We start from the raw sequence: 22,080 nt of genomic DNA, 5'->3' as shown, positions 1-22,080 counted from the left end.
AACGACCCATCGACATCACCCCAAAGGACGGAGGCCGTTCAGGCGCAACGGAAGTCGCCTGAAACAACCTCATCCACAGGATTTGACAATATCTCCAACTGTCTGGCAGTTGTCCATGTGCCGTATCCCACTCCGGATAGCCCATACGCCACCAGTTGCCGTTCCGAGTTGCGTTGTCGTTGAACTTGTCCACGTTGGCGTGCCACCCATGGACCCGGGCGACGTAGGTCTCTTCCTCGGTCAGCTCTTGTTCGGCGTCGAAGTAGGATGCGGCCAACAACGGCGGGGTGTCCGTCTCGGCGTCGTATGCGTACATCTCGATCAGGCGAATCGGTGATGATGCACCAGCGCCACGCATTTCAGACACCTTCTCTTCGAAGATGTGGAGAGCCTCTGTGTGGTCGTCGCCCACGAAACCGACATGTAGACCGTCTTCGTCGTAGCCGTTCCAACCATGGTCGTAGTGGACCCAGCCTGACCAATACCGTTTCGACTTGGCACCCATAGCGAAAAGGTATAACTCTGGGCGTGTGGACACGCCGATGTTGTGCGTATTGACAGTCACAGCACGTCAGACGGTATGGCGAGTGTGTGTAGTTATGTGGCAGTTGACATGTCGACGGTCGAGTTCCATCCCTGGAACTCGCGCCGCTTCGATACCGAACTCCCCGACGAATGGCGCATCGACCTCGACCCGATGCCGGACTGCCCGTGGCCGCGGGTGCAGCTGGTGGCCGGGGTGGTGCACGAGGTGCTCGACGAGCTGGGTGCGGTCGGCTGGCCGAAAACGTCCGGCGGCAAGGGATTACACGTCTACGTCCGCATCGCGCCCCGCTTCGGATTCCAGGAGGTGCGCCGGGCCGCGCTGGCCTTCGCCCGCGAGGTGGAGCGGCGCGCGCCCGCGGACGTCACGACCGCCTGGTGGCGCAAGGATCGCGATCCGGCACAGCTGTTCGTGGACTACAACCAGAACGCCCGCGACCACACCATCGCGGCGGCGTACTCGGTGCGCGGCGTGCCCGAGGCGACGGTGTCGACTCCGGTGCGCTGGAACGAGATTCCCGAAGTGCGCCCCGGCGACTTCACTATGAAGACCGTGCCCGCGCGCTACGCCGAACTCGGCGACCTGCACGCGGGCATCGACGAGGCGGTGTTCGACATCGAACCGCTGCTGGAGTGGGCCGACCGCGACCGGATCGACGTCGACCTCGACGAGGATGGCGGCGACTAGAGCTCGTCGGTGGTGATCAGGCCGTCGCGAATGGCGCGCGCCACCAGGGCCGCCTTGGTCGGGGCCGAGCGTCCGACCGCCGCGTACTTGGCGCGGATGCGCTCCAGGTACGTGTTTACCGTGCCGACCGTGATGTAGAGCTGCTGGGCGACAAGGGCTTTGGACTCGGTCTGGAACCAGGCCAGCAGCACCTCGCGCTCCCGGCCGGACAGTCGCGGCCGGTCATCGCCGTCGGCGCTCATGGCCCGGGCCATGGTCGGGCTCAGGTACGGCCGCACCTCGGCGGCGGCGTGAAGGGCGGCGATGAGGTGCTCGCGCCCTTCGGTTTTCGACAGATAGGTGACCGCGCCGAGGTCCAGGCAGTCCCGGACCAGGTGGGGTTCGGTGTACTGGGAGTAGACCACCACCCGGTGACCATGCGCGCAGATCGTCCCCAGTGCGCTCAGATCCGGTGCGCGCTGGTCGAATTGGAGATCCAGCACGATGGCGTCCAGGTCGCCGCGGTCCGGACCGCCCGCGGCCAGGAAGGTCGCCGGATCCGGATGGTCGGCCGCCACCTCTATGCGCGGCTCGGCCGCGGCGCACCAGCCGCGCACGCCGTCGCGGATCAGCGGATGGTCGTCGACTATGGCAATGCGGATCATCGGGCCCCCTCGGCCTGGAAACGGTGATGCAGTCGCGCCCACAGCAATTCGCCCGCGGTGACCACCTCGGTGTGCACCGCGCCGGCGGCGTCGAGGGCGGTGCCGGACAGCATGGACAGGCGGTTCAGCGTGTCGGCCGGGCAGTCGCCCAGCGCGCTGACGGTACAGCCCGCGGCGTCCGCGGTCACCACCACCCGGGCTCGGGAACGGCTGGCGTCCAGCATGATCCGGGTCGCCGCCACCAGATGGCCCCGGACCGCATCGGGCAGGTCGCGGTCGGCGGGCCCGATGCCGCGACCGACATCGACGTCCGCCTCGACGGTCACCGCCACCCCGCGCCGCTCGGCGGCGTCGATCCCGGTGCGCAGGTCGGACAGCAGCGGGTGGCCGAGACCGTCCTGCTGGGTGAACAGGCGGCGCAGGCGCGCGTACTCGGTGCGGGCGGCGGCCTGAACCGCCGGGTCCCCGGGATCCAGGGTGCCGTCGGCGAGACCCGCCAGCAGCGGGGTGAATTCGGTCAGCAGTTCGCGATAGCGGCGCAGGCACTCCTGCTCGGTCATGCGCCCGACCGCGTCGGCGGTGCGGTGCCGCAGTCGTTCCCGGTGCAGGGCGGCGGCCTGCCGGGTGGCTCGATCGAGGGTGGCGGCGAACCAGGCGGTCAGCATCTGCAGGAAGAAGATGGCCGCGGTGTGATACCCCAGCACCGTGAGGGTTTCGACGCCCGGCGCGCGGGCCAGCACCAGCGCGCACACCAGGACCCACCAGACACTCAGCGCGGACAGCGACAGCCGCGGCGGCAGCCGGAAGCCCAGCGCCACCACGGCCCAGCCGGACGCACCGATCGACCAGTTCGCACCCGCCAGTACGGCATCCGGCGGCAGCAGGGCAACGAGCAGCAGCGAGGCGGCGATCGCCATGCCCATGAGCGCCAGCGTCACCGATTCGCGGCGGCGCGGCGCGAGCGCCGCCAGGGCACAGGCCACGTTCACCGCGATCAGCAACGCGTTCACCGCCGCCGGGGGCGTCGCCGCGGCAGCGGTGAGGGTCGACTGCAATAGCGTGTCGGCGACCGCGATGCCCACCATGCCGTACCCGAAACTGCGCCCGAGCCGGTCGATTCCGGAGGCGGCCGCCGGTGCGCCGAACGAATGATCCTCGGCGGCAACCGGTGCGGCGACCGGCCAGCGCAGCCGGACCTCGGTGCCGCGCCCAGGGGTACCGGTGACCTCAGCGTCGCCGCCCACGGCCCGCAGGCGCTCGATGATCGAATGCCGGATGCCGTAGCGGTCCTCGCCGGGCGCGCCGTCGAATCCGATGCCGTCGTCGATGATCAGCAGCGCCCCGGGCCCGGCGCTGATCACCACCTTCGAGGCGCGGGCGTGCCGGTCGATATTGGTGAGCGCCTCCCGTGCTGCCGCGGTCACCGTCCACGCCAGCGCCCGGCGGATCGGCAGCGGACCCGGTGCGCACAGGGTGATCGGGGCCGAGCATTCGACGGTCAACTCGCGCAGCAATTCCGAGAGGTCGGCCGACGAATCATCGCCCGGCAGCGGGATTCCCGACTCCAGCACGGTGAGATCGCGCGCGGCCTGCCGGGCGATGCGCTCGCGATCGGCGGCCGCGCCCTGACCCACCATCAGCAGGGTGGCCGCGGCGGTGTCGTGCATGACCGCCCACTGCTCATGCTCGTAGCGCCGCCTGGCCGCGGCGACCTCGCCGGCGATGCGGGAGTCGGCGGCCGCCGTCACGGTCTGGTCGTGCACGGTGGCCGCGCGCAGCACCACCCGGCGCACCCCCACCGCGAGCAGCCACTCCACCAGCAGGTAGGCGACGGCCAGATCGGACAGGAAGCGCCACGGCGTGAGACCGGGCGTACCGCGATTGGCCCAGTAGAGCGCGGCGAGGACCAGCACGGTCACCGCCGCCGATATCCGCACCCGCTCAGCGATACCCACCGAGATCACCGTTGCCGCCACGACCTTCACATCGATGAGGTCTCCGGTGCCGACGCCGGACGCGGCCACACTGACCGTGCCCAGCAGGTAGATCGCCACCACCGCGACATCGGCCGCGGTCCACCACGGACCCAGGCGCCGCCCCCACAGCCGGCCGGCCGACCACATCGCCAGCAGCACGGTGACCGTCCGCCCCATGCCCGGGTCGGCGGCCCCGCCGGCCAGATGCACCACGGTGAGCAGCAGGCAGGCGGCGTGCCGGAACCGGATGGCCAGCCACGTCGCCTCCTGCGCGACCGCGGCGTGGGTCGGGTCGGCTTCGCGCAGCACCCGGTCACGGTACCGAACCGGATTCGAACCAGCATGGCATCTCTGCGGACGCCCGGGTGTCCGTCGAACATCCGACAGACAGACCCGTCGGGCTACGGAAAAGTGAACCGTGCAGCGGGGTGTGCGGGTCCGGCCCGCACACCGGCTGCGCCCGCGGCCGTTGGCGGGCGGGGAGTCAACGGCCGCCCGGGTCAGCGATCCGGGCCGGTGCGCGCGGGGTGAGTACGCTTCCAAGTGGACGGACTTAGTGCCCGAGGTGACACGGCCGGCGCAGGAGGCGCGGGATGGAGTGGTTCATCGCACCGGAATACTGGTTCGCGCGGCAGGTGATCGAGCGCGGGATCGCGGCCGTCTATCTGATCGCCTTCGTGGCGGCGGCCCGGCAGTTCCCGGCGCTGACCGGGGAACATGGCATGCTGCCGGTGCCGCGGTTCGTGGCGCGGCGGCCGTTCCGGGTGGCGCCGAGCGTCTTTCAGCTGCACTACACCGACCGGTTCTTCGCGGCGGTGGCATGGGGCGGGGCGGCGGTGTCGGCGGCCCTGGTGGCCGGGGCCGCGGATCTGCTGCCACTGTGGGCGGCCGTGCCGGTGTGGCTGCTGGTGTGGGTGCTGTATCTGTCGATCGTCAATGTGGGACAGGTCTGGTATTCGTTCGGGTGGGAGTCGCTGCTGCTGGAGGCCGGTTTCCTGGTCGCGTTTCTCGGCAACGACCGGGTGGCACCGCCGGTGCTGGTGGTGTGGCTGGCCAGGTGGCTGGTGTTCCGGGTGGAGTTCGGGGCGGGACTGATCAAACTGCGCGGTGATCGGTGCTGGCGGGATCTGACCTGCCTCTACTACCACCACGAGACCCAGCCCATGCCCGGCCCGCTGAGCTGGTTCTTCCACCGGCTGCCGAGGCCACTGCACCGGGTCGAGGCGGGGGCCAATCATGTGGCGCAATTGGTGGTGCCCTTCGGGATCTTCGCTCCACAGCCGGTCGCGAGCGTGGCCGCCGGGATCATCATCGTCACGCAGCTGTGGCTGGTGCTGTCGGGCAACTTCGCCTTCCTCAACTGGCTGGTCATCGTGCTCGCCTGGGCCGCCGTCTCCGATTCCGCCGCGGCAACGGTGTTTCCGATACCCGCGCCGCCGGCACTGCCGGACTCGCCGCTCTGGTTCACGGTGCCGGTGTTCTTCTTCGCGGCCTGCACCGTGGTGCTCAGCTACCTGCCGGTCCGCAATATGCTGTCGAGCCAGCAGCGAATGAACCAGTCCTACAATCCTTTCCATCTGATCAATACGTTCGGGGCGTTCGGCGTCGTCGACCGCATCCGCTACGAGGTGGTCGTCGAGGGCACCGACGAAGTCGCGCTCACCGCACACACCCATTGGCGCGAATACGAATTCAAGGGCAAGCCCGGCGACCCCCGTCGGCTGCCCCGCCAGTGGGCCCCGTACCACCTGCGCCTGGACTGGCTCATGTGGTTCGCGGCCCACTCGTCCAGCTATGCCCGGCCGTGGTTCGACGGCTTCCTCCAGCGCCTGCTGCGCAACGACCCCGCCACCGTGCGGCTGCTGCGCCGCAATCCATTCCCGGACGTCCCGCCCCGTTATGTCCGCGCCCGGCTCTACGAGTACCGCTTCACCAGTCCTCGCGAGCTGCTGGAGACCCATGCCTGGTGGGTTCGCACCCTGGTCGGCGAATACGCGCCGCCGATGTTCTCACCGCGCATCTCGCGCGTGACCCGGACATAATGCGGCATGGGTTTCTTCAGGCCGCGCTGCCCGGTGGGGGAGGTGGAACGGCTCTGGGTCGAGGAGATGCTGTCCTGGTGCGCCACCCAATTCGGCACCAGGACGCTGCGCACCCCCGTCATCCTCCCGACCTCCGACTACTTCCCGGACACCTACTCGGGCGCTGAATCGCAGGCGCTCGCGGTCGTGGAGCGGCTGGTCCGGTACATGGGGGTGGGGCGGGATCGCATTGTCGTGGAACTCGATTCGGCCGGTGCGGCGCCGCCCGACCAGCTCATGCAGCTGGAGGGCGCGGTCCGCGGTGAGGCCGGGCACTACCGGCTGGAGCACGGGCGGGCGGTGGTGACGCTCGAGCTGGCGCGCCTGCGCTCACCGGTCACCCTGGTGGCGACCGTCGCCCACGAGCTGGCCCACGAGCGGCTGCTCGGTGAGCAGCGGATCGCACCGGACCGGCACGACGGCGAACAACTCACCGATCTGGCCACGGTCTACCTCGGCCTCGGCGTCTTCAACGCCAATGCGGCCTTCCAGTTCTCGCAGAACAGCCGCGGTTGGCGTTCCCAACGCCTGGGCTACCTCTCCCAGCCCATGTACGGGTACGCCCTGGCCTGCTGGACGGTCATGCGCGGCGACCCTCGCCCCACCTGGGCGGCCCACCTCGACACCAACCCCCGCGTGTATATGAAGCAGTCCCTCAAATACCTGCGGGCCAACCCCGACGCCCTACCCGGCTGGCGCGCCGCGGCGTTCGAATCCTGAAGCCGGCCTTCGGATCCTGGACTCAGGATCCGAAGGCCGTGTGGCCGCGACTACGCGGTGCTGCTCGCGCTGCCGGTCTCCAGGTGACCGGCGAAGTGCCTGCGCCAGTTGGAGTTTCCGGAGAGGCTGAGCGTCAGGTCGTACCAGCCCTGGTCGAGCGGGGCGGTGATATCGCGTTTGGATCCTGCGTCGATCGTGATGGGGGAGCCGCCGCTCACCTGGACCGTCAGTGCCGAACTGCCGGAATTGCTCACGGTGACAAGGAAAGTGGGTTGGTCGGCGGTGCCACCGACAGCGGCGGTGGCGGTGAGGGCCGCGGTGTCGGCGGTGCCCGCGGCCTCGACGAGGAACCCGTTGGGGGCGTGGATCGCGAAGTCGTAGGAGCCGCCGAGCTGGAATCGCTCCTGGGCGGTGCCGCCCGGGGCCACCACGGTCTGGCGGATCGAATTGTCGTGGTAGGCAAAGGTTTGGAACGGCATCGCCACCGTGCCCTGGTTGCCGTACCGGGCCGTCGCGGCGTTTCCGGCCACCTCCACCCAGGCGACCGGCTGATAGGGCAGCGGTCGGGCCTTGGCGCGGCCCGCGTCCTGGACCGGCATCTGCTGTCCGGCGGGGGAGGGCGGGGTCGGCTTGGGCAGGTTCTTCTGACCGGCGGCCCGAGCGCGCTCGGCATTGGCGTCGGGCAGGGTGGGAATGCTGGTGTCGCGCTTGCCGAAATCGAAGCAGCTGGTGAGGTCGCCGCACACGGCGCGCCGCCAGGCCGAGATATTGGGTTCGGCGACGCCGGTCCACTGCTCCAGGAAGCGCAGCACCGAGGTGTGGTCGAACACTTGGGAATTCACGTAGCCACCACGGCTCCAGGGTGAGATGACCAGCATCGGCACCCGCGGTCCCAGGCCGATCGGCGACTGCCCGCCCAGCAGCGCCCCGGCCCGGCTGATCAGGGTGTCCATCGTCGCCGAGCCCGAGGCCAGCCCGAGCGTCGCCGAGCCGGAATTCAGGTCGGTGCCGGTGATCTCCAGCGACGGCAGGATCTCGTCGGGGGTGCCGGGCGGCGCGGTCGGCGGCACCACATGGTCGAAGAAGCCGTCGTTCTCGTCGTAGTTGACGAGCAGGACCGTCGACTCCCACAGTTTCGGGTTGTCCCACAGGGCCTGCAGAACGCGCTGGATGTAGGCGGCGCCGTCGGCGGGACGGTAGGCGGGGTGCTCGGAGTAGCCGGCGGGCGCGACCACCCAGGACACCTGCGGCAGGGTGCCGGCGGCGCAATCGGAAATGAACTGCTGCAGCACGTAATCGACATTGGTGCCGTCGGTTCCGGCCGGCGCGGGCGTCATGCCGGTGGTGGTCACCTTGGCGCGGTCGGCCAGCTGGCGGACCGCGGGATCGGACGAGGCCGCCGCGTCGTGATAGGCGCGGAACAGCCACAGCGGATTGTCGCCGAAGTCGGCGAGGAAGTCGCCGCCACTGTGCGAGTCGGCGTACACCTGCCACGAGATCCCGGCCTGCTGCAGGCGTTCCGGATAGGTGGTCCAGGTGTACACGGGCCGGTAGTCCGGGGGATTGGACACGGCGGGGCCGCCCGCCCGGCCGGCGGCGTCGATGGTGCCGGTCCAGTGGAACAGGCGGTTCGGTGTGGTGGGTCCCTGGATCGAACAGAAGTAGTGGTCGCAGATGGTGAATGCGGAGGCCAGTGCGCGATGGAACGGAATGTCGGCCTCGGTGAAGTAGCCCATGGTCATCTTGGACTTGGCCGCGATCCAGGAGTGGTAGGCGCCGTCGGCCCACGCCATGTGCGTGGTGTTCCAGTCGTGCGCCAGATCGCCGAGATCCTGCCCGTCCACCCGGCTGGTGTCGACATGCCAGGGCAGCAGGAACCCGGTGCTGCTGAAGGCATCCGGCTGATGGAACGCGTCCCGGTTGTCGCCGCCCGCCGACCCGCTGCTGCTCCCGCTGCCCGATCCGCTGCCCGAACCGCTCGCCGATCCGCTGGCGCTCCCGGTGCCCGCCGACCCGCTGCCCAGATCGGTCCCGGGCCCGCCCGCGAGGGCGGTGTCCATGGCCGCCTGCAGGATCGGGTCGTAGCCGCCGGCGGGGAGCCGCAGGGCGCGCTTGTCACCGAAACCCCGCACGCCGCTCATGGTTCCGAAGTAGTGATCGAAGGATCGGTTCTCCTGCATGAGGATCACCACGTGCTGGACCTGATCCAGGGAGCCCGAGCGCCCCGGTTCCGCCAGTGCCTCCGCCATGCCCTCCGGCAGCCCCGTCACTCCCGCCGCGCCCGCGGCCAGCATCGACCCCAGCACCGTTCGCCGATTCGTCCTGGCGAATCCACGCCCCATCAGAAGTCTCCGATCCGTCGTCTGTCCGCAGCCATCGCGGCGCCGCAGACGCTACCGGCAGGCCCGCGGGTTCGCAGCGCCCGAAACGTGTCCTGGCCAGCGCTTTTCGCTATAAGCGCGGATGGTGGAGGTGCCGTCGCCGAAAAATCGGCCCAATGAAGTTGGTCAGAGGATCACCTCGGGGTCATCTAGAGGTGCCACGGTGGTCGCGTGCGGATGGAGACACAGGCGCGCCCGGCGCGCGCGGTGCGCTGGTTCCACCTGGTGTGCGATGGGGTGGTGGCGCGGCTGCCGTTCGGGCTGGGCCGGTTCGTGGCCCCGACCTTCGTCGGCTATCTGCTGGTGAGCGGGTTCACCTTCACGCTGGATCTGGTGGTGCTGACCGCCCTGCACGGGGTCGCGGGGCTGGCGCTGCCGATCGCGGTGACCGTGGCCTACTGCACGGCATTCGGCGCGAGCTATCTGTTGAATCGGATCCTCAACTTCGAGTCGCACGCCGCGGTCGGTCCGCAGGTCGCCGTCTATGTCGTGGTGGTCGCGGTGAACTACCTGGTATTCATCCTCGGCGTGACCAGCGGTGTGGCCGCCCTCGGCATCGACTACCGGATCGCCCGTGTCCTCGGCGGTCTCGGCGAGGGTTTGTTCATGTACGCGTCGATGCGGCTGCTCGTCTTCCGGACCGGGACGCTCGGACGGTAACCGAACCGGCCGGGCGGCATCCGCGAGGACACCCGAGCCCGCGGGCGGGAACTTCGGCCAGCGAGATCAGGTCCTCGGACCCTGATGGCGGCGGGGCGCTCGGTGTGATCGTCATATTCGACGCGGTCGGCGAGTGTGTCCGGCCCGGGTTCGAGGAGTTGAGAGCAATGGACATGAACACCATGGATATGCAGTCGCCGGTGATGCGGGTGTGCTGCGCGATCATGATGTGGCTGCATCAGCAGGGCCTGATGCCCGGAATGACCATGTGAGCGACCGGCCGACGACGGTGCCGGGATGGACTGGCATGTAGGTATGGCTTACCTTGGCGGCTGTGAGTGTTGCCGAGGCTGTGCCGAATCTGCTGATCTGTCTGCGGGAGGGCCTGGAGGCGGGGCTCGTCGTGACCATCCTGCTGGCCGCCGTGCGCCGGCTGTCTACCCGAGACCGCCCGGTCTCGACCGCGCCGGTCTGGCTGGGCGTACTCGGCGCGGTCTCGGTGGCGGGGAGTTTTGCCGCCGTGCTGACGTATTCGACTGCCGCACTGACCAGTTCGGCCCGGGCCGCGGTCGCCGGTGTGCTGAGCGTGCTGGCCGTGGCCCTGGTCACCGCGATGATCTTCTGGATGCGCCGGACCGGAGCCTCGCTGTCGGGACAGCTGCGCGGCGAAGTCGCGCGGGCCGCGGGACTGGGCGCGGGCGTGCTCGCGGTGACGGCGTTCCTGGCCGTCGGGCGCGAGGGCCTGGAGACCACGCTGTTCGTGTGGACGGCCATCAAGGCGGCCGGATCGACGGCGGCCCCGCTGGTCGGCGCGGCCCTCGGACTGGGTATCGCGATCGCGCTGTGCCGGCTGCTGTTCCGGCGTGCCGTGCGGCTGAACCTCGGCGTCTTCTTCAACCGGACCGCCGTGCTGCTCATCGTGATCGCGGCGGGTGTGCTCGCCTACGGCCTCGGTGATCTGCAGGAGGCGGGCTGGCTGCCGGGCGCACGCTGGATCGCGTTCGACCTGACCGCACGCATCGACCCGAACTCGTGGTGGGTCTCGATCATCACCGGCATCACCAACCTGTCGCCGAAGATGACGGTGCTGCAGGTGGTGGTGTGGATCGCCTACCTGGCCACCGTGATTCCGCTGTTCGTCAGGGCGGGTCGCACCCCCGCGACCGAGGCCGAGCCGGCGGCGAAGCCGGAAGCCGAGCCCACCGAGAAGAAGCCGGAAACCGAGCCCGCGCACGCGGATTGGTGGGAGCGGATCGCCGGTCCGCGTCCGGTACTGGTCGGCGCGACCCTGGTGCTGGTCCCGGTGCTGGCGGCCGGCACCGCCATCGCCCTGCTGCCCTCGGGCGGTTCGAACACCACGCGCACGGTCACCGTGACCGCGGATGCGTGCGCGCCGGAATGGACCTCGGCGCATACCGGCACCCAGACCATCGCGGTGCGCAACACGTCCGGCAAGTCCGGTGAGATCGATCTGGTCGACGCGGACGGAGCGATGGCCGGTGAGATCGAGAACATCGGTCCCGGCACCACCGCCGAGTTGACCGCGACCCTGAATCCGGGCAGCTACACCATCGTCTGCCTGATGTCGGGCCGCCCGTCGCTGTCCTCGCCACGCGTGCAGGCCAGCGGTCCGCAGACCGACGCGCCCCCGGCCTTCAAACCCGCGCGCGCCAGCGAACTGCACGGGCCGAACGAGGCCTACCAGGCGTACGTGCGGGGCGTGCTGACCCGTCTGACCGGTGCCGTCGGCACGGTCGGCCGGGATCTGCGGGCACACAATATCCCCGCCGCGCAGGCCGATTGGCTGCTCGCGCTGCAGGAGTGGGAGCGGGTCGGCGCGTCGTACAACAGCTTCGGCGAGGCGGGGACCGCGGTCGACGGGCTGCCCGGCGGCCTGCCGGACGGAGCAAACGATCCGGGATTCACCGGTCTGCACCGCCTCGAGTACGGCCTCTGGCACGGCCAGGGCCCGGATCGGCTGCTGCCCGTGGTCGACAAGCTCACCGCGGATATCGCCGCGATCGGGGACAAGCTGACCGGCACCGATATCGCCGGTGATCCGGCCACCCTGCCGGTCCGTGCCCACGAGATCCTGGAAGACGCACTGCGCGACCACCTTTCGGGCCTGGACGATCAGGGTGCGGGCGCGGCCTATCCGGCGACGCTGGCCGATGTCGAGGTCACCCGCACCGTCCTGGATCAGCTCGCCGTCCCGCTGGACGAGCGCGACCCGCAGCTGCGCACCGATCTCGGGACCAAGCTGGACCGGCTGCGCGCCGCCCTGCTGACCACCCAGGACAACGGCCGCTGGCGCGCGCCCGCACAGACGCCGCAGGCGGCCCGGCAGGCGGTGCTCGCCGCGATCGGCGCGGCCCTGGAAGCGCTGGACCGGGTGCCGCGGCTGCTGGAAACCAAAGCGAACTGACTCTCTACGAAGGACCGAGGCCATCACCATGACTGTCAGCCGCCGCCGCTTCCTCTCCGGCGCCGCCGCGGGCGCCGCCGGAACCGCCCTGACCGCGGGCGTTCTCGCCGAGGGCGCCCGCGTGGACGCCGCTGCGGGCGGGCAGGCCACGACCACACCGGCCTACCCGTTCCACGGCGCACATCAGGCGGGCATTCTCACCCCGGCTCCGGCCGATCGCCAGAACGCCTCCTGCTTCGCCGCGTTCGACGTGACCGCCGCCAACCGCGCCGAACTCGCCGACCTGATGCAGACGCTCACCGAACGCGCCCGCGTCCTCACCGCCGATGGCCCGCCGCGGGATCTGGGCCCGAGCCACCCGCCCGCCGACAGCGCCGTCCTCGGCCCCGACATTCCGGCCGACGGGCTGACGGTCACCACCGGTGTCGGTGCGAGCCTGTTCGATCAGCGCTACGGGCTGGCGTCCCAGAAGCCCGCGCACCTGACGCCGATGCGGATCTTCCCCGACGACTCTCCGGAAGCGGCCTGGATGCACGGTGATCTGCTGCTGCAGCTGTGCGCCCACAACCAGGACACCATTCACCACGCCATCCGCGATCTCACCCGCCACACCCGCGGCGGGATCCAATTGCGCTGGAAGATACAGGGTTACAACTCCCCGCCGCGGCCGTCCGGCACCGGCCGCAATCTGCTCGGCTTCAAGGACGGCACCGCCAACCCGACCGGCTCCGACGCCGCCGCCCTGATCTGGGCCGACAGCCCGCAGGAGCCGGCGTGGGCCCGGGGCGGCACCTACCAGGTGGTGCGCCTCATCCGCATGCTGGTGGAGTTCTGGGACCGCGTCTCGATCGCGGAGCAGGAGAACATGTTCGGCCGCCGCCGCGAATCCGGCGCACCCCTGGACGGCACCAAGGAATTCGACGTACCCAACTACGCCGCCGATCCCGACGCCACCGTCACCCCCGCCACCGCCCACATCCGCCTGGCCAATCCCCGCACCCCCGACACCGCCGGCCAGCAGCTGCTGCGCCGCTCCTACAACTACGACCTCGGGGTCGACCCGAACGGCAATCTCGCCACCGGGCACATCTTCACCTGCTTCCAGCAGGACGTCCAGCGCCAGTTCGAGGCCATCCAGACCCGTTTGGCCGGAGAGCCTTTGACCGATTACGTCCAGCCCTTCGGCGGCGGCTACTTCTTCGTCCTCCCCGGCGTCACCGACACCGAGGACTGGTACGCCCGCACCCTGCTGAGCTGATGCGGCACCGCCCGAGCCCGGGTCAGACGGTGAGCACGGTATGGATTCGGTTGCCGGGGTCGATGGTTCGGCGCAGCGCGGCCAGGCGCGGATAGTTCTGTCCGTAGTAGCGGCTGAGGGGATCGCCGGGTTCGAGGTAGTTGGCGTAGGCGCCCACCGAGACCGGTGCGAAGAGCTGGTGGGCGGCGGTGACCCAGGCCTGGGCGGTGTCGTGCGGGATCGGTTGGTAGGCACCCCATTCGACGAGGGCGGCGTGGTTGCGCCAGGGGAAGGCGGTGGCGGTGGGCGCGGTATCGCGGATCGCGCCGTCGAGGGTGTTGATCTGCACCCAGCCGGTGCCGCCCGCGCGCGAGAATATCGTCAGGGCTTCGATGATGCGGGCGATGGCGTCGGGGGTGAGCTCGGAGACGACGTCGGAACCGTTGGTGAAACTCGCCCGCGGTGAGGTGGGGCTGCCGCCCGCCAGATACATGATGGTGTCCATGTGATCGAGGGTCTGGGTGTCGATGGTCGACGGTTGCAGACCGATCGCATCCGTCAGCGCGGCGGCGGCCTGCCCGCCGGATCCGGCCGGGCAGACCAGCTGCATCCAGCAGTCCAGGCTGCCGTTGCCGTCGGCGTCGATGCTCACATCGGCCCACTGGGAGCGGTCCGCGGACTGCAGCCAGGTGGACCAGCCGGCGATCACCTGCGCCGCGCTTTCGCCGGGAAAGGTCAGGCGCACCAGGTCTTTCGATGTCGCGGGACAGGTGTCGAAGGTCAGCGAGGTGACCACGCCGAACAGCGGGCCGCCGCCGCGCAGCGCCCAGAGCAGATCCGGGCGGGAGGTCTCCGAGACTTCGGCGACGGTGCCGTCGGGCAGCACAAGCGTCGCCCCGGCGAGCCGGTCGCAGGTGACACCGTAGGCACGGGATTCGAAGCCGAGTCCGCCGCCGAGGGTGAGTCCGCTGATACCGACGTCCGGGCACATACCGGTCGGGATGGTCAGATCCGACCTGTCGAGTTCGCTGTAGACGTCGTACAGAGTGTGACCCGGCCCCACAACCGCCTGTCCCGCATCGACACTCACGCCGGTGAGCTGCCGGACGTCGATGATCATCGCGCCGGTCGTCGTCGACACCCCCGCATAGGAGTGCCCGCCGGACCGAGCGGCCACGGGCAGGCGGTATTCGGCCGCGAAACTCATGGCGGAGACGACATCGGCGGTAGACGCGACCTGCACCACGGCGCTGGGTGTCTCGCTGTCGAAGCGGGTGTTGAAGACCTGCTTGGCCGTCTCGTAGCCGGTGTCGCCGACCCGGACGACGCGGCCGCGGATGAGCCGCTCCAGCCTGCTCCAATTCGGTTTGGCCGCACCGGGTCCGGAGGCGATCGAGACGGGATCGGCATCGGACAGGCCGGTGAATCCCCACCCGGCCAAGGCGATTCCCAGTGCGCCACACAGAAATGTGCCTCGCGAGAAGCTGGCATCCGTCGCCCGTACGGATCTCACTCTGCGCATGTGCCCTCCAGGCTCGGTGCTAGCCGGAAAACCATGGCGGGCAACAGATGCACGCCTGCCCGGGACGTCAACAATGTGTGGTTCGCCGCAATTTCCTGCGGATGATCAACAGCCGCCAGGTAATTGTGCCGACCACCCGGGTGGCGAGGCATGAGTTCGACCTACGCCTAAGACAACTCACAGGCAACCGTGACCGAATTGCTTGCGTGTCGCTCTAGGTCGTGAACTTCGAGGAGCAGTGGCCTCGGAGTGAGAGCAGTGGCTTCAGAGATAGGCCCCGCAGCTGGGCCATGCGCCCGGGCCCTGGTAGGCGAGGATTTGTTCCGCGATGCGGATCTGCTCCTCACGACTGGCGTCGGCGGGATTCCCCCTGCCGCCGTACGCATTCCAGGTGCCCTGGCTGAATTGCAGGCCACCGTAGTAGCCGTTGCCGGTATCCGCCCCCCAATCCCCGCCCGCCTCGCACTGGACGACGGCATCCCAGTCGTGCCACCCGGCGGCGAGTGCGGTGGCGGTCGGCCCGCAGGTCAAGGCCGTAATTCCAACAGCGAGAGCAAGAAGGTGTGTAGGTCTTCGAAACGAGTGCTGTCCGATCATGGCGCATCTCCGCCCTGGTAGCCGAACTCGCAGGAAAGACAACCACCCGATAGTAGCTGAAGATTTGCTAAGGATCGATAATTTTGTGTCTACCTGGTCATTAGATGGTTTGCAGGTGAAAGTCGGCGGGGTCGGGCTCGGACAGCATGGATTCCATGGTGGCGCGGTCGAACGGGAGCAGGTCGATGCTGCCGCCCTCGGTGAAGTACCAGGAGTTGCAGCCCGTGTTCCAGACCGTGGGGCCCATGGCCGCGGAGACCTCGGTCTCGAACCGGTCGGTGGCGTCCTCGGTGACCTCGACGGTGTCGAATTCGCTTGCGCTCCAGCGCTGGATCCACCGGGTGATGTAGCGGGCCGTCACCTCGGCGGCGTGGTGCAGCGGAATGGAACCGGTGGGGGAGTGGGGGCCCAGGACCGTGAAGAAGTTGGGGAAGCCGGGAATCGCGGTCATCCGGTAGGCGCGCGGGCCGTTCGCCCAGGCGTCGTCGATCGAGATGTCGTCGCGGCCGGTCAGATTCATCGGCCGCATGTAGTCGTGGGCGCGGAAGCCGGTGGCGAGGACGATCAGGTCGAGCTCGTGGTGGCGGCCGTCGGCGGTACGGATACCGGTCGGGGTCACCTCCTCGATGGCCGTGGTGATCAGCTCGGCATTGCGGGCGCGCAGCGCGCGATAGTAGGTGCCGGACAACACCTGCCGCTTGCACAGCGGCTCGTAGTCGGGCGTGAGCTGTTCGCGCAGCTCCGGCTGGAAGATCTGCGCGCGCAAGCTCAGCCGTGCGTACTCCTGAACCGCCCGTCGCCGCCAGCTCGGCCGGGTCACCACGTCGGTGAACAGCTTGGCCCCCGTCATGCCTGCCCGGTAGAGCGCGCGATTCACCTGCGGCAGCCGGTTCAGCACCGCGCCGACGATCGCGGGCTGTGGGATCTGCATCGGAGCCCAGATCACCCACTGCGGGCTGCGCACGAAGTGCGTGACGTGCTCGGCCTCCGGTTGCAGCGCCGAAACCACCTGCACGCCGGTCGAACCCGTCCCGATGACCGCGATCCGCCGTCCGGCGGTCACCACGCTGTCGTCCCAGCGCGCGGTGTGCAGCACCTCGCCGGTGAACTCGGATAGTCCGGGCAGATCAGGCGCCGCCGGATGATGCAGCACGCCGGTGGCCGCGATGACGAAGTCGGCCTCGTACCGGCTCCCGTCGCCGGTCTCGACAAGCCACCCGGATCCGGTGAAGGTCGCCGCCACCACCTCGGAGTTCAGCCGCAGATGCGGCCGCAGACCGTACTGCTCGGCCACATCGGCGAGATACCGCTGAATCTCGGGCCCGTGCGCGAAGATGTGCGACCAGTCCGGCTTCGGCGCGAACCCGAATTGGTACAGCTGAGAGGGCACGTCACAGGTCAGTCCGGGGTAGTGGTTCCAATGCCACACCCCGCCGACATCGGACCCCTTCTCCAGGATCGCGAAGTCGTCGAAACCATTGCGCTGCAACGTGATCGCACTCGCGATGCCGGATACTCCGGCTCCGATGATCACGATGCGAGGCCGCCGCGCCGCACCCATCCCAACCTCCTTGTTGGATACCCCTAGAACTCAAATACTGACGGTATTTGGAACCGGTAGGTATGTCAATCGGCCGGCGATGGGTGGTGGCGCGACGGCACCGCGATCAGCGTCAGCGGCCCCGTAGTGATGCGTGAACATCCCGGCGCGGTGCGGGAGGTCCGGGTTCGTCCTCGGTCCTGACCCTCAGCTCTGCTTGATCGAGTAGGAGCCGACGGTGTTCCCGGTCAGCTGCCAGCCGCCCGCCACCTGGGTGAGGGTGAGGTCGGAAACATTGGTGGACTGCACATTCGGGCGTGCCGAGCCGGGGTACCAGACCTCCACCCGGCCGGTGCCGGTACCGGTGAAACCGGTGGCGCCGACCGTGCTCAGAGTGCCGGGGACCGCGCGCGGGTAGGCGCGGGCCAGCGGCCGGGCGTACCCGGCGGCCTGGCCGAGTGACGCGCCCGACGGGCAGGAGATGCGGTTGAGATTGCCCTGCGGCTTGTTCGTATTGCCGTCGCGCACCGTGTGCGGGTCACCGCAGGCCTGCTTCCACGACCACCACGACCCGCCCATGCGATTGGCATCGAGCTGGTCCACGAACCGATCCACTTTGGCCGCATCGGAACTCGGATCCCCGAACCAGCCCCACTCGCCGCTCCACACCGGCACCCGGTACTTGACGGCGGCGTCGAGGGCGATCTTGAAGCCCACCTCGATGGTCGGGAAGGCGTTCACGATATTGATGGACTCGCTGTACAGGTGCGGAGAGAACACCGCCAGCGGATCGGTGATGTAGTGCGCCGGCGGCGTGGCATCGATGCCGATGGCCGACCAGATCGCACTGGGCTCGAAAATGGCCAGGTGCGGCAGGCTGCCGCGCTCAGCCTGCCGGATGGCGGCGATCACCCGCTGGTAGTACCTGCCCAGCTGGTCGGCGGCCGAGAACGGGTCGCGCAGGCCGGGATTGGGTTCATTGAGCAGGTCGTATCCGGCAATCGCGGGCTCGTCCTTGAACTCGGCGGCCAGCTTCGCCCAGGTGTCGACCAGGTGGCCCTGAATGCCCTGGGTGTCGTCGTAGAAGTTCTGGAAGGCGCGGGCCACGGCGGGCGCGGTCTCGCGGACGCCGCCGAAGTTGCAGGTGGTCCAGCCGTCGGTGAGGGTCGCCCACGCGGGCGCGCCGTCCCAGCCGATGCCGGGCTTCATGAAGGGCGGGCAGCTCTGCCCCTTGGGTGACCCGACGGCCTTGCCCCAGGCGTCCTGGTGCATGTCCAGCACGGTGTAGAGGCCGTTGGCCTTGGCGTCGTCGACGGCGGTGTGGATGCGGGCCAGGTAGGCCGGGTCGAACGCGCCGGGGGTGGGTTCGAGCGCCGACCAGGCCAGGTTCAACCGCACCACATTGAAGCCGAGCTCCGCCATCTGCGCGAAGTCGGTCCGGTCGAGCGGTGCGACGGCCGGTAGCGCCGGATCGTTCTGCGCGTAGTCGTTGAGCTGGTTGACATTCACGCCGCGCAGCAGCACCGTGCGCCCGGTGACATCGGCGATGGCGCCATTGGCGACGGTGAGCTGCGGCAGAGTCCAGCCGCCCGGCTCGGCCGTCGCTTCCCGGACCGTGAGGCCGGTGAACAGTAGCGCCGCCGCGACGACGGACGCCAGAACTCGACCTCGTATCAGCATGTCCTACCTCTCCCTGGCGCGAAATCGCGAGGATTTCTCCCGGCGGTACCCGGTGCGTGCACGGAAAACCTAGTGGCACAAGGGCTCCGAGGGAAACAGTGGTTCCGAACAGATTGACAAGGCCGGGTTGTCAATGATGTTCCCCGCTGAATGAGACCCATTGGACTGTTCTCTGACTGGTTTCCACCGGTTCATCCGGTCCGCGTAGATCTGTCTGCGATCAATTGTGTGTCACGCGTTGTCGCAGATCAGGGCGCGGGTGGCGCACACGAACAGGAGTCCGAGAGTTGTCTGTTTCATGGCGTCGTAGCGCCGCCGTTGTCGCACTGAGTGCCGGGCTGCTGGCAAGCCCATTGCTCGGGAACCTGGTGGATACCCAGCTGTCGGCGTTGCCGGCGGCGACCGCCAAGCCGAAAACTGATCAGGCCGCGGACGCGCCCCGGCTCGCCAGCGTCGACAATTTCCGCGATGTCGCGGGCACCGGCGCCGGCTACGACGCGCAGGGTGGCCACCACGTCGACAAGGGAGTGTTCTACCGCTCGAACGCGCTGACCCCCAACGATTCCGACCTGGCCACGCTGAACGGGCTGCACCTGAGCAGCGTCTTCGACCTGCGCAGCAGCAGCGAGATCGCCGCCGAGCAGGACCGCGTTCCCACCGGCGCGACGTACGTGAACATCCCGATTCTGGGCGGGGATCTGTCCAGCGCCGTGGCGAATCTGAAGTCGCCCGAGGACGCCGTCAACTTCATGCGGGACATCAACCGGCTCTTCGTCACCGGCGCGGGCGAGCGCGCGGGATTCGCGAATCTGCTGACCCAGCTCGCGGGCCAGGACGGTCCCGCGGTCTTCCACTGCACCGCGGGCAAGGACCGCACCGGCTGGGCCGCCTACCTGCTGCTGAGCATCGCCGGCGTCGACTCCGACACCATCATGAACGACTACCTGCTCACCAACCAGTACTCGGCTGCCTCCATTGCCGCCACGCTCGCCCGGATCAAGGCTGCCAAGGGCGACGCGGCCGCCGCCCTCTACCAGCCGCTGCTAGGCGTGGACCGCAGCTACCTGCAGGCCGGAATCGACCAGCTCACCGCGACTTACGGTTCGGTCGACAAGTATCTGAAGGACGGTCTGGGCCTGAAGGGCCAGACCATCGAACAGCTGAAGCACAAGCTGATCCAGTAGCCGTCCGGCGGCGGGCTGTCAGGAGTCGCCGGCGTCCAGGTGATGGAGTCGGCCCCGGGACCGGAGGATCGGCAGATGGTGCTGCATCTGCCAGTTCTCCATGGTGAGCGCGTACAGCCCGCCTCGGACCCGCAGGCGCGATTGCATATCGAGCGGCAGCGTGTAGGTCACCGCCCCGGCTTCCCACATCTGCCGGAAGTCGGGGAATCGCTTCAGCCGTTCGTGATATTCCAGCGCCCACGAGGTGTGGCCATAGCGCCCCATGAATCCTCGATGGGTGGCGACGCCGATCCCCACCTGGTCTTTCCAGTTGATCATGATTTCCCGTGCCTCGTCGGTGAACGACCACTCGAGCATGTACATCCCCGGCCGATGCGTGGGGAAGGTGTCGTAGTAGGCCTGATTCGCCGTGATCAGCCGGCGCTGCGGTGCGTAGAAGGACACGAGATCGGCTGCCGCCTCGGTCATTTCGGTGGCCATGATCGGTGTCACCGCAGTCTCGAACACCTCGAACTCGGGGATCTCCAGGGCCGGGCCGATTCCGGCGATGGACGGATAGGGCGAGGCGTAGCCGGCCAGATCGCAGATATAGCGCCACTCGTCATCGCTGGCCTGATAGGTCGTCGCCAGCACCCGCAGGATACCGACGTCGACGTGTCCGACCTCGTCGCGCTCGACTTTGGTCAGATAGCTAGCGGTGATATGCGCTTCGGCCGCAGCCTTCTCCCTGCTGAACTTCCGCGCCGCGGGAAGCTCGCCGGTCGCGTGCCTGTGGACCTCTTCGCGCTTGCGCAAAAACGTAAGATGCTGCCCCAACGACTGTTTCGTGGGTTCGTTCACCACTCTCGGGGGATCCTCTCTGGGTACTGCATGCAATGGGATTGTATATACGGGCCGGGGATGTTCGGTTCGGATCGTGCCGCACCCGCCCTGATACATTCCGAAACATGGGGTACGAGATCGGCTCTCCAGCAGACAATTTGGCGACGGAGGTCGTCGAACTGACCGATAACTTCTTCGATGACCCGCACACGGTGTACGACCAGCTGCGGGGCAGGGGAGCCGTACATCGGGTCCGCCTGCCGGATTCCGGACTCGGATGGTTGATCACCGATTACGAGGTCGCCAAGGCCGCTTTCACCGATCCCGCCATCAGCAAGGTCCTCGAGTCCCCCGGCGCCAAGGCCACGGTAGCGGGGGAGGGCGGCGACCGGCATCTCGGCGGCAGCATGTTCGCGGACATGATGGTCTTCTACGACCCGCCGGAACACACCCGCCTGCGCGGCCTGGTCAACCGGGCCTTCAGCGGACGGGCCATGGCCGAGCTGTCGCCGCGGATCAGCGAACTCTCCGACGAGCTGCTCGCCGACTTGGCTTCCGACCGTGGCGAAGTCGTGGATCTGCTGGAACGCTTCGCCGTCCCGCTCGGCATGTCGGTGATCTGCGAACTACTCGGTGTCCCCAGCAGGGACCGCGACGCCTTCCAACGCTGGTCCACCTCGCTGTTGTCCAGCGAGGAAAGCAAAGAGGCCCGCGCCACCGCGGTCATGGAATTCGCCCGCTACATCGACCAGCTGATCCGAACCAAGGACGCAACCCCCGGCCAGGACCTGCTTTCCGAACTCATCGCAGCGCGGGCGGACGACGACCGCCTCAGCCACCGCGAACTGATCAGCATGGTCTTCCTGCTCCTCGTCGCCGGCTTCGAAACCACGGTCAACCTGATCGGCAACGGCGTCGCAATCTTCCTGGCCGACAAGGACCTTCAGAAGGCCCTGCTGTCCGACCCGGACCGGATCCCCGCCTTCATCGAGGAGGTCCTCCGCTTCGAAGCCCCCGCCACCGAAGCAACCTTCCGCTACACCACCGCACCCACCGTCCTCGGCGGCATCGAAATCCCCCAGGACCAACTCATCCTGATCTCCATGGCAGCCGCCGACCGCGACCCCACCCAATTCCCCGACCCCCAGCGCTTCGACCCCGACCGCTCCCCCAACCACATAGCCTTCGGCCACGGCATCCACCGCTGCGTCGGCGCCCCCCTCGCCCGCACCGAAAGCGCCATCGCGATCACCCGCCTGCTATCCACCTATCCCAACCTCGAACTCGCCCCCGACGCGGAACTCCATTGGCGCAAAAGCCTCATCGTCAGGGGCCTCACCGCCCTCCCGGTCCAGCTGCGATAACCCCGCCGCCACCTTG

At 68.5% G+C, this 22,080-nt stretch carries 16 protein-coding genes and 1 pseudogene; 8 read left to right on the top strand and 9 right to left on the bottom strand.

The window, feature by feature from the left end:
- A partial coding sequence (locus ACIRRA_RS40285; protein WP_402779714.1) for a hypothetical protein occupies nucleotides 1-505 on the bottom strand: 505 nt, incomplete at its 3' end.
- 99 nt (nucleotides 506-604) lie between these two features.
- Here ACIRRA_RS40285 and ACIRRA_RS40280 point away from each other — a divergent pair.
- Nucleotides 605-1,231, top strand: a pseudogene (locus ACIRRA_RS40280) (DNA polymerase domain-containing protein); the annotation flags it as partial.
- Here ACIRRA_RS40280 and ACIRRA_RS40275 read toward each other — a convergent pair.
- The gene (locus tag ACIRRA_RS40275) at nucleotides 1,228-1,875 is read right to left on the bottom strand and encodes a response regulator (protein WP_402779712.1); all 648 of its coding nucleotides are present in this window, start codon (nucleotides 1,873-1,875) and stop codon (nucleotides 1,228-1,230) included. The pseudogene ACIRRA_RS40280 and the gene ACIRRA_RS40275 overlap by 4 nt on opposite strands.
- Nucleotides 1,872-4,160 (bottom strand): hypothetical protein, encoded by a 2,289-nt coding sequence (locus tag ACIRRA_RS40270; RefSeq protein ID WP_402779710.1) that lies wholly within the window; start codon nucleotides 4,158-4,160, stop codon nucleotides 1,872-1,874. Before ACIRRA_RS40270 ends, ACIRRA_RS40275 begins: the two co-directional genes overlap by 4 nt.
- Before the next feature lie 284 nt (nucleotides 4,161-4,444).
- Here ACIRRA_RS40270 and ACIRRA_RS40265 point away from each other — a divergent pair, with 284 nt between their 5' ends.
- Both ACIRRA_RS40265 and ACIRRA_RS40260 read left to right on the top strand, forming a co-directional pair.
- Entirely contained in the window at nucleotides 4,445-5,893 is a 1,449-nt protein-coding gene (locus ACIRRA_RS40265; RefSeq protein ID WP_402779708.1) for a lipase maturation factor family protein, read from the top strand.
- Nucleotides 5,894-5,899: 6 nt separating this feature from the next.
- Nucleotides 5,900-6,652, top strand: coding sequence for a hypothetical protein (locus tag ACIRRA_RS40260; protein ID WP_402779706.1), 753 nt, complete (start codon nucleotides 5,900-5,902; stop codon nucleotides 6,650-6,652).
- A 50-nt stretch (nucleotides 6,653-6,702) separates the two neighbouring features.
- Here the strand turns inward: ACIRRA_RS40260 and ACIRRA_RS40255 are convergent, their stop codons facing one another.
- Nucleotides 6,703-8,901: a phosphocholine-specific phospholipase C gene (locus ACIRRA_RS40255; RefSeq protein WP_402779724.1), complete on the bottom strand. Its 2,199-nt coding sequence runs from the start codon at nucleotides 8,899-8,901 to the stop codon at nucleotides 6,703-6,705.
- 309 nt (nucleotides 8,902-9,210) lie between these two features.
- On the opposite strand from ACIRRA_RS40255, the gene ACIRRA_RS40250 reads away from it, so the two are divergent.
- From ACIRRA_RS40250 to efeB, 3 genes are all read left to right on the top strand, one after another.
- On the top strand, nucleotides 9,211-9,693 hold the full coding sequence (locus tag ACIRRA_RS40250) for a GtrA family protein (protein ID WP_402779722.1): 483 nt from the start codon (nucleotides 9,211-9,213) through the stop codon (nucleotides 9,691-9,693).
- A gap of 334 nt (nucleotides 9,694-10,027) precedes the next feature.
- The gene (gene efeU / locus ACIRRA_RS40245) at nucleotides 10,028-12,118 is read left to right on the top strand and encodes an iron uptake transporter permease EfeU (RefSeq protein ID WP_402779704.1); all 2,091 of its coding nucleotides are present in this window, start codon (nucleotides 10,028-10,030) and stop codon (nucleotides 12,116-12,118) included.
- A gap of 28 nt (nucleotides 12,119-12,146) precedes the next feature.
- Nucleotides 12,147-13,376, top strand: coding sequence for an iron uptake transporter deferrochelatase/peroxidase subunit (efeB, locus tag ACIRRA_RS40240; RefSeq protein ID WP_402779702.1), 1,230 nt, complete (start codon nucleotides 12,147-12,149; stop codon nucleotides 13,374-13,376).
- Nucleotides 13,377-13,398: 22 nt separating this feature from the next.
- On the opposite strand, the gene ACIRRA_RS40235 is transcribed toward efeB, so the two are convergent.
- The 4 genes from ACIRRA_RS40235 to ACIRRA_RS40220 form a co-directional block, all read right to left on the bottom strand.
- Complete coding sequence (locus ACIRRA_RS40235; protein WP_402779700.1) at nucleotides 13,399-14,796, bottom strand: FAD-binding protein; 1,398 nt, start codon at nucleotides 14,794-14,796, stop codon at nucleotides 13,399-13,401.
- 345 nt (nucleotides 14,797-15,141) lie between these two features.
- Nucleotides 15,142-15,474, bottom strand: a complete 333-nt coding sequence (locus ACIRRA_RS40230; protein ID WP_402779698.1) for a transglycosylase family protein — start codon at nucleotides 15,472-15,474, stop codon at nucleotides 15,142-15,144.
- Between the two features lie 100 nt (nucleotides 15,475-15,574).
- Nucleotides 15,575-17,035, bottom strand: coding sequence for a flavin-containing monooxygenase (locus ACIRRA_RS40225; protein WP_402779696.1), 1,461 nt, complete (start codon nucleotides 17,033-17,035; stop codon nucleotides 15,575-15,577).
- A 186-nt stretch (nucleotides 17,036-17,221) separates the two neighbouring features.
- Entirely contained in the window at nucleotides 17,222-18,688 is a 1,467-nt protein-coding gene (locus ACIRRA_RS40220; protein ID WP_402779720.1) for a glycoside hydrolase family 5 protein, read from the bottom strand.
- Nucleotides 18,689-18,981: 293 nt separating this feature from the next.
- Here ACIRRA_RS40220 and ACIRRA_RS40215 point away from each other — a divergent pair, with 293 nt between their 5' ends.
- Nucleotides 18,982-19,878, top strand: coding sequence for a tyrosine-protein phosphatase (locus ACIRRA_RS40215; RefSeq protein ID WP_402779694.1), 897 nt, complete (start codon nucleotides 18,982-18,984; stop codon nucleotides 19,876-19,878).
- Between the two features lie 18 nt (nucleotides 19,879-19,896).
- Here the strand turns inward: ACIRRA_RS40215 and ACIRRA_RS40210 are convergent, their stop codons facing one another.
- Nucleotides 19,897-20,721, bottom strand: a complete 825-nt coding sequence (locus ACIRRA_RS40210; RefSeq protein WP_402779692.1) for a helix-turn-helix domain-containing protein — start codon at nucleotides 20,719-20,721, stop codon at nucleotides 19,897-19,899.
- Nucleotides 20,722-20,825: 104 nt separating this feature from the next.
- Here ACIRRA_RS40210 and ACIRRA_RS40205 point away from each other — a divergent pair, with 104 nt between their 5' ends.
- Nucleotides 20,826-22,064 carry a cytochrome P450 gene (locus ACIRRA_RS40205; RefSeq protein WP_402779690.1) on the top strand — a complete coding sequence of 413 codons (1,239 nt, stop codon included), beginning with the start codon at nucleotides 20,826-20,828 and terminating at the stop codon, nucleotides 22,062-22,064.
- The last annotated feature ends 16 nt before the right edge of the window (nucleotides 22,065-22,080 follow it).

Origin of the sequence: Nocardia sp. NPDC101769, from assembly GCF_044766925.1 — a bacterium.
GTDB lineage: Bacteria > Actinomycetota > Actinomycetes > Mycobacteriales > Mycobacteriaceae > Nocardia.
The sequence above is the reverse complement of the archived record's forward strand: the minus strand, read 5'-3'. Positions and strand labels throughout refer to the sequence as shown.

What these genes read in the sequence shown, in the direction of transcription:
- ACIRRA_RS40275 (WP_402779712.1), bottom strand. Translation starts at nt 1,875, where the DNA reads ATGATCCGCATTGCCATAGTCGACGACCATCCGCTGATCCGCGACGGC.
- ACIRRA_RS40265 (WP_402779708.1), top strand. Translation starts at nt 4,445, where the DNA reads ATGGAGTGGTTCATCGCACCGGAATACTGGTTCGCGCGGCAGGTGATC.
- ACIRRA_RS40260 (WP_402779706.1), top strand. Translation starts at nt 5,900, where the DNA reads ATGGGTTTCTTCAGGCCGCGCTGCCCGGTGGGGGAGGTGGAACGGCTC.
- ACIRRA_RS40255 (WP_402779724.1), bottom strand. Translation starts at nt 8,901, where the DNA reads ATGGCGGAGGCACTGGCGGAACCGGGGCGCTCGGGCTCCCTGGATCAG.
- ACIRRA_RS40250 (WP_402779722.1), top strand. Translation starts at nt 9,211, where the DNA reads ATGGAGACACAGGCGCGCCCGGCGCGCGCGGTGCGCTGGTTCCACCTG.
- efeB (WP_402779702.1), top strand. Translation starts at nt 12,147, where the DNA reads ATGACTGTCAGCCGCCGCCGCTTCCTCTCCGGCGCCGCCGCGGGCGCC.
- ACIRRA_RS40230 (WP_402779698.1), bottom strand. Translation starts at nt 15,474, where the DNA reads ATGATCGGACAGCACTCGTTTCGAAGACCTACACACCTTCTTGCTCTC.
- ACIRRA_RS40225 (WP_402779696.1), bottom strand. Translation starts at nt 17,035, where the DNA reads ATGGGTGCGGCGCGGCGGCCTCGCATCGTGATCATCGGAGCCGGAGTA.
- ACIRRA_RS40205 (WP_402779690.1), top strand. Translation starts at nt 20,826, where the DNA reads ATGGGGTACGAGATCGGCTCTCCAGCAGACAATTTGGCGACGGAGGTC.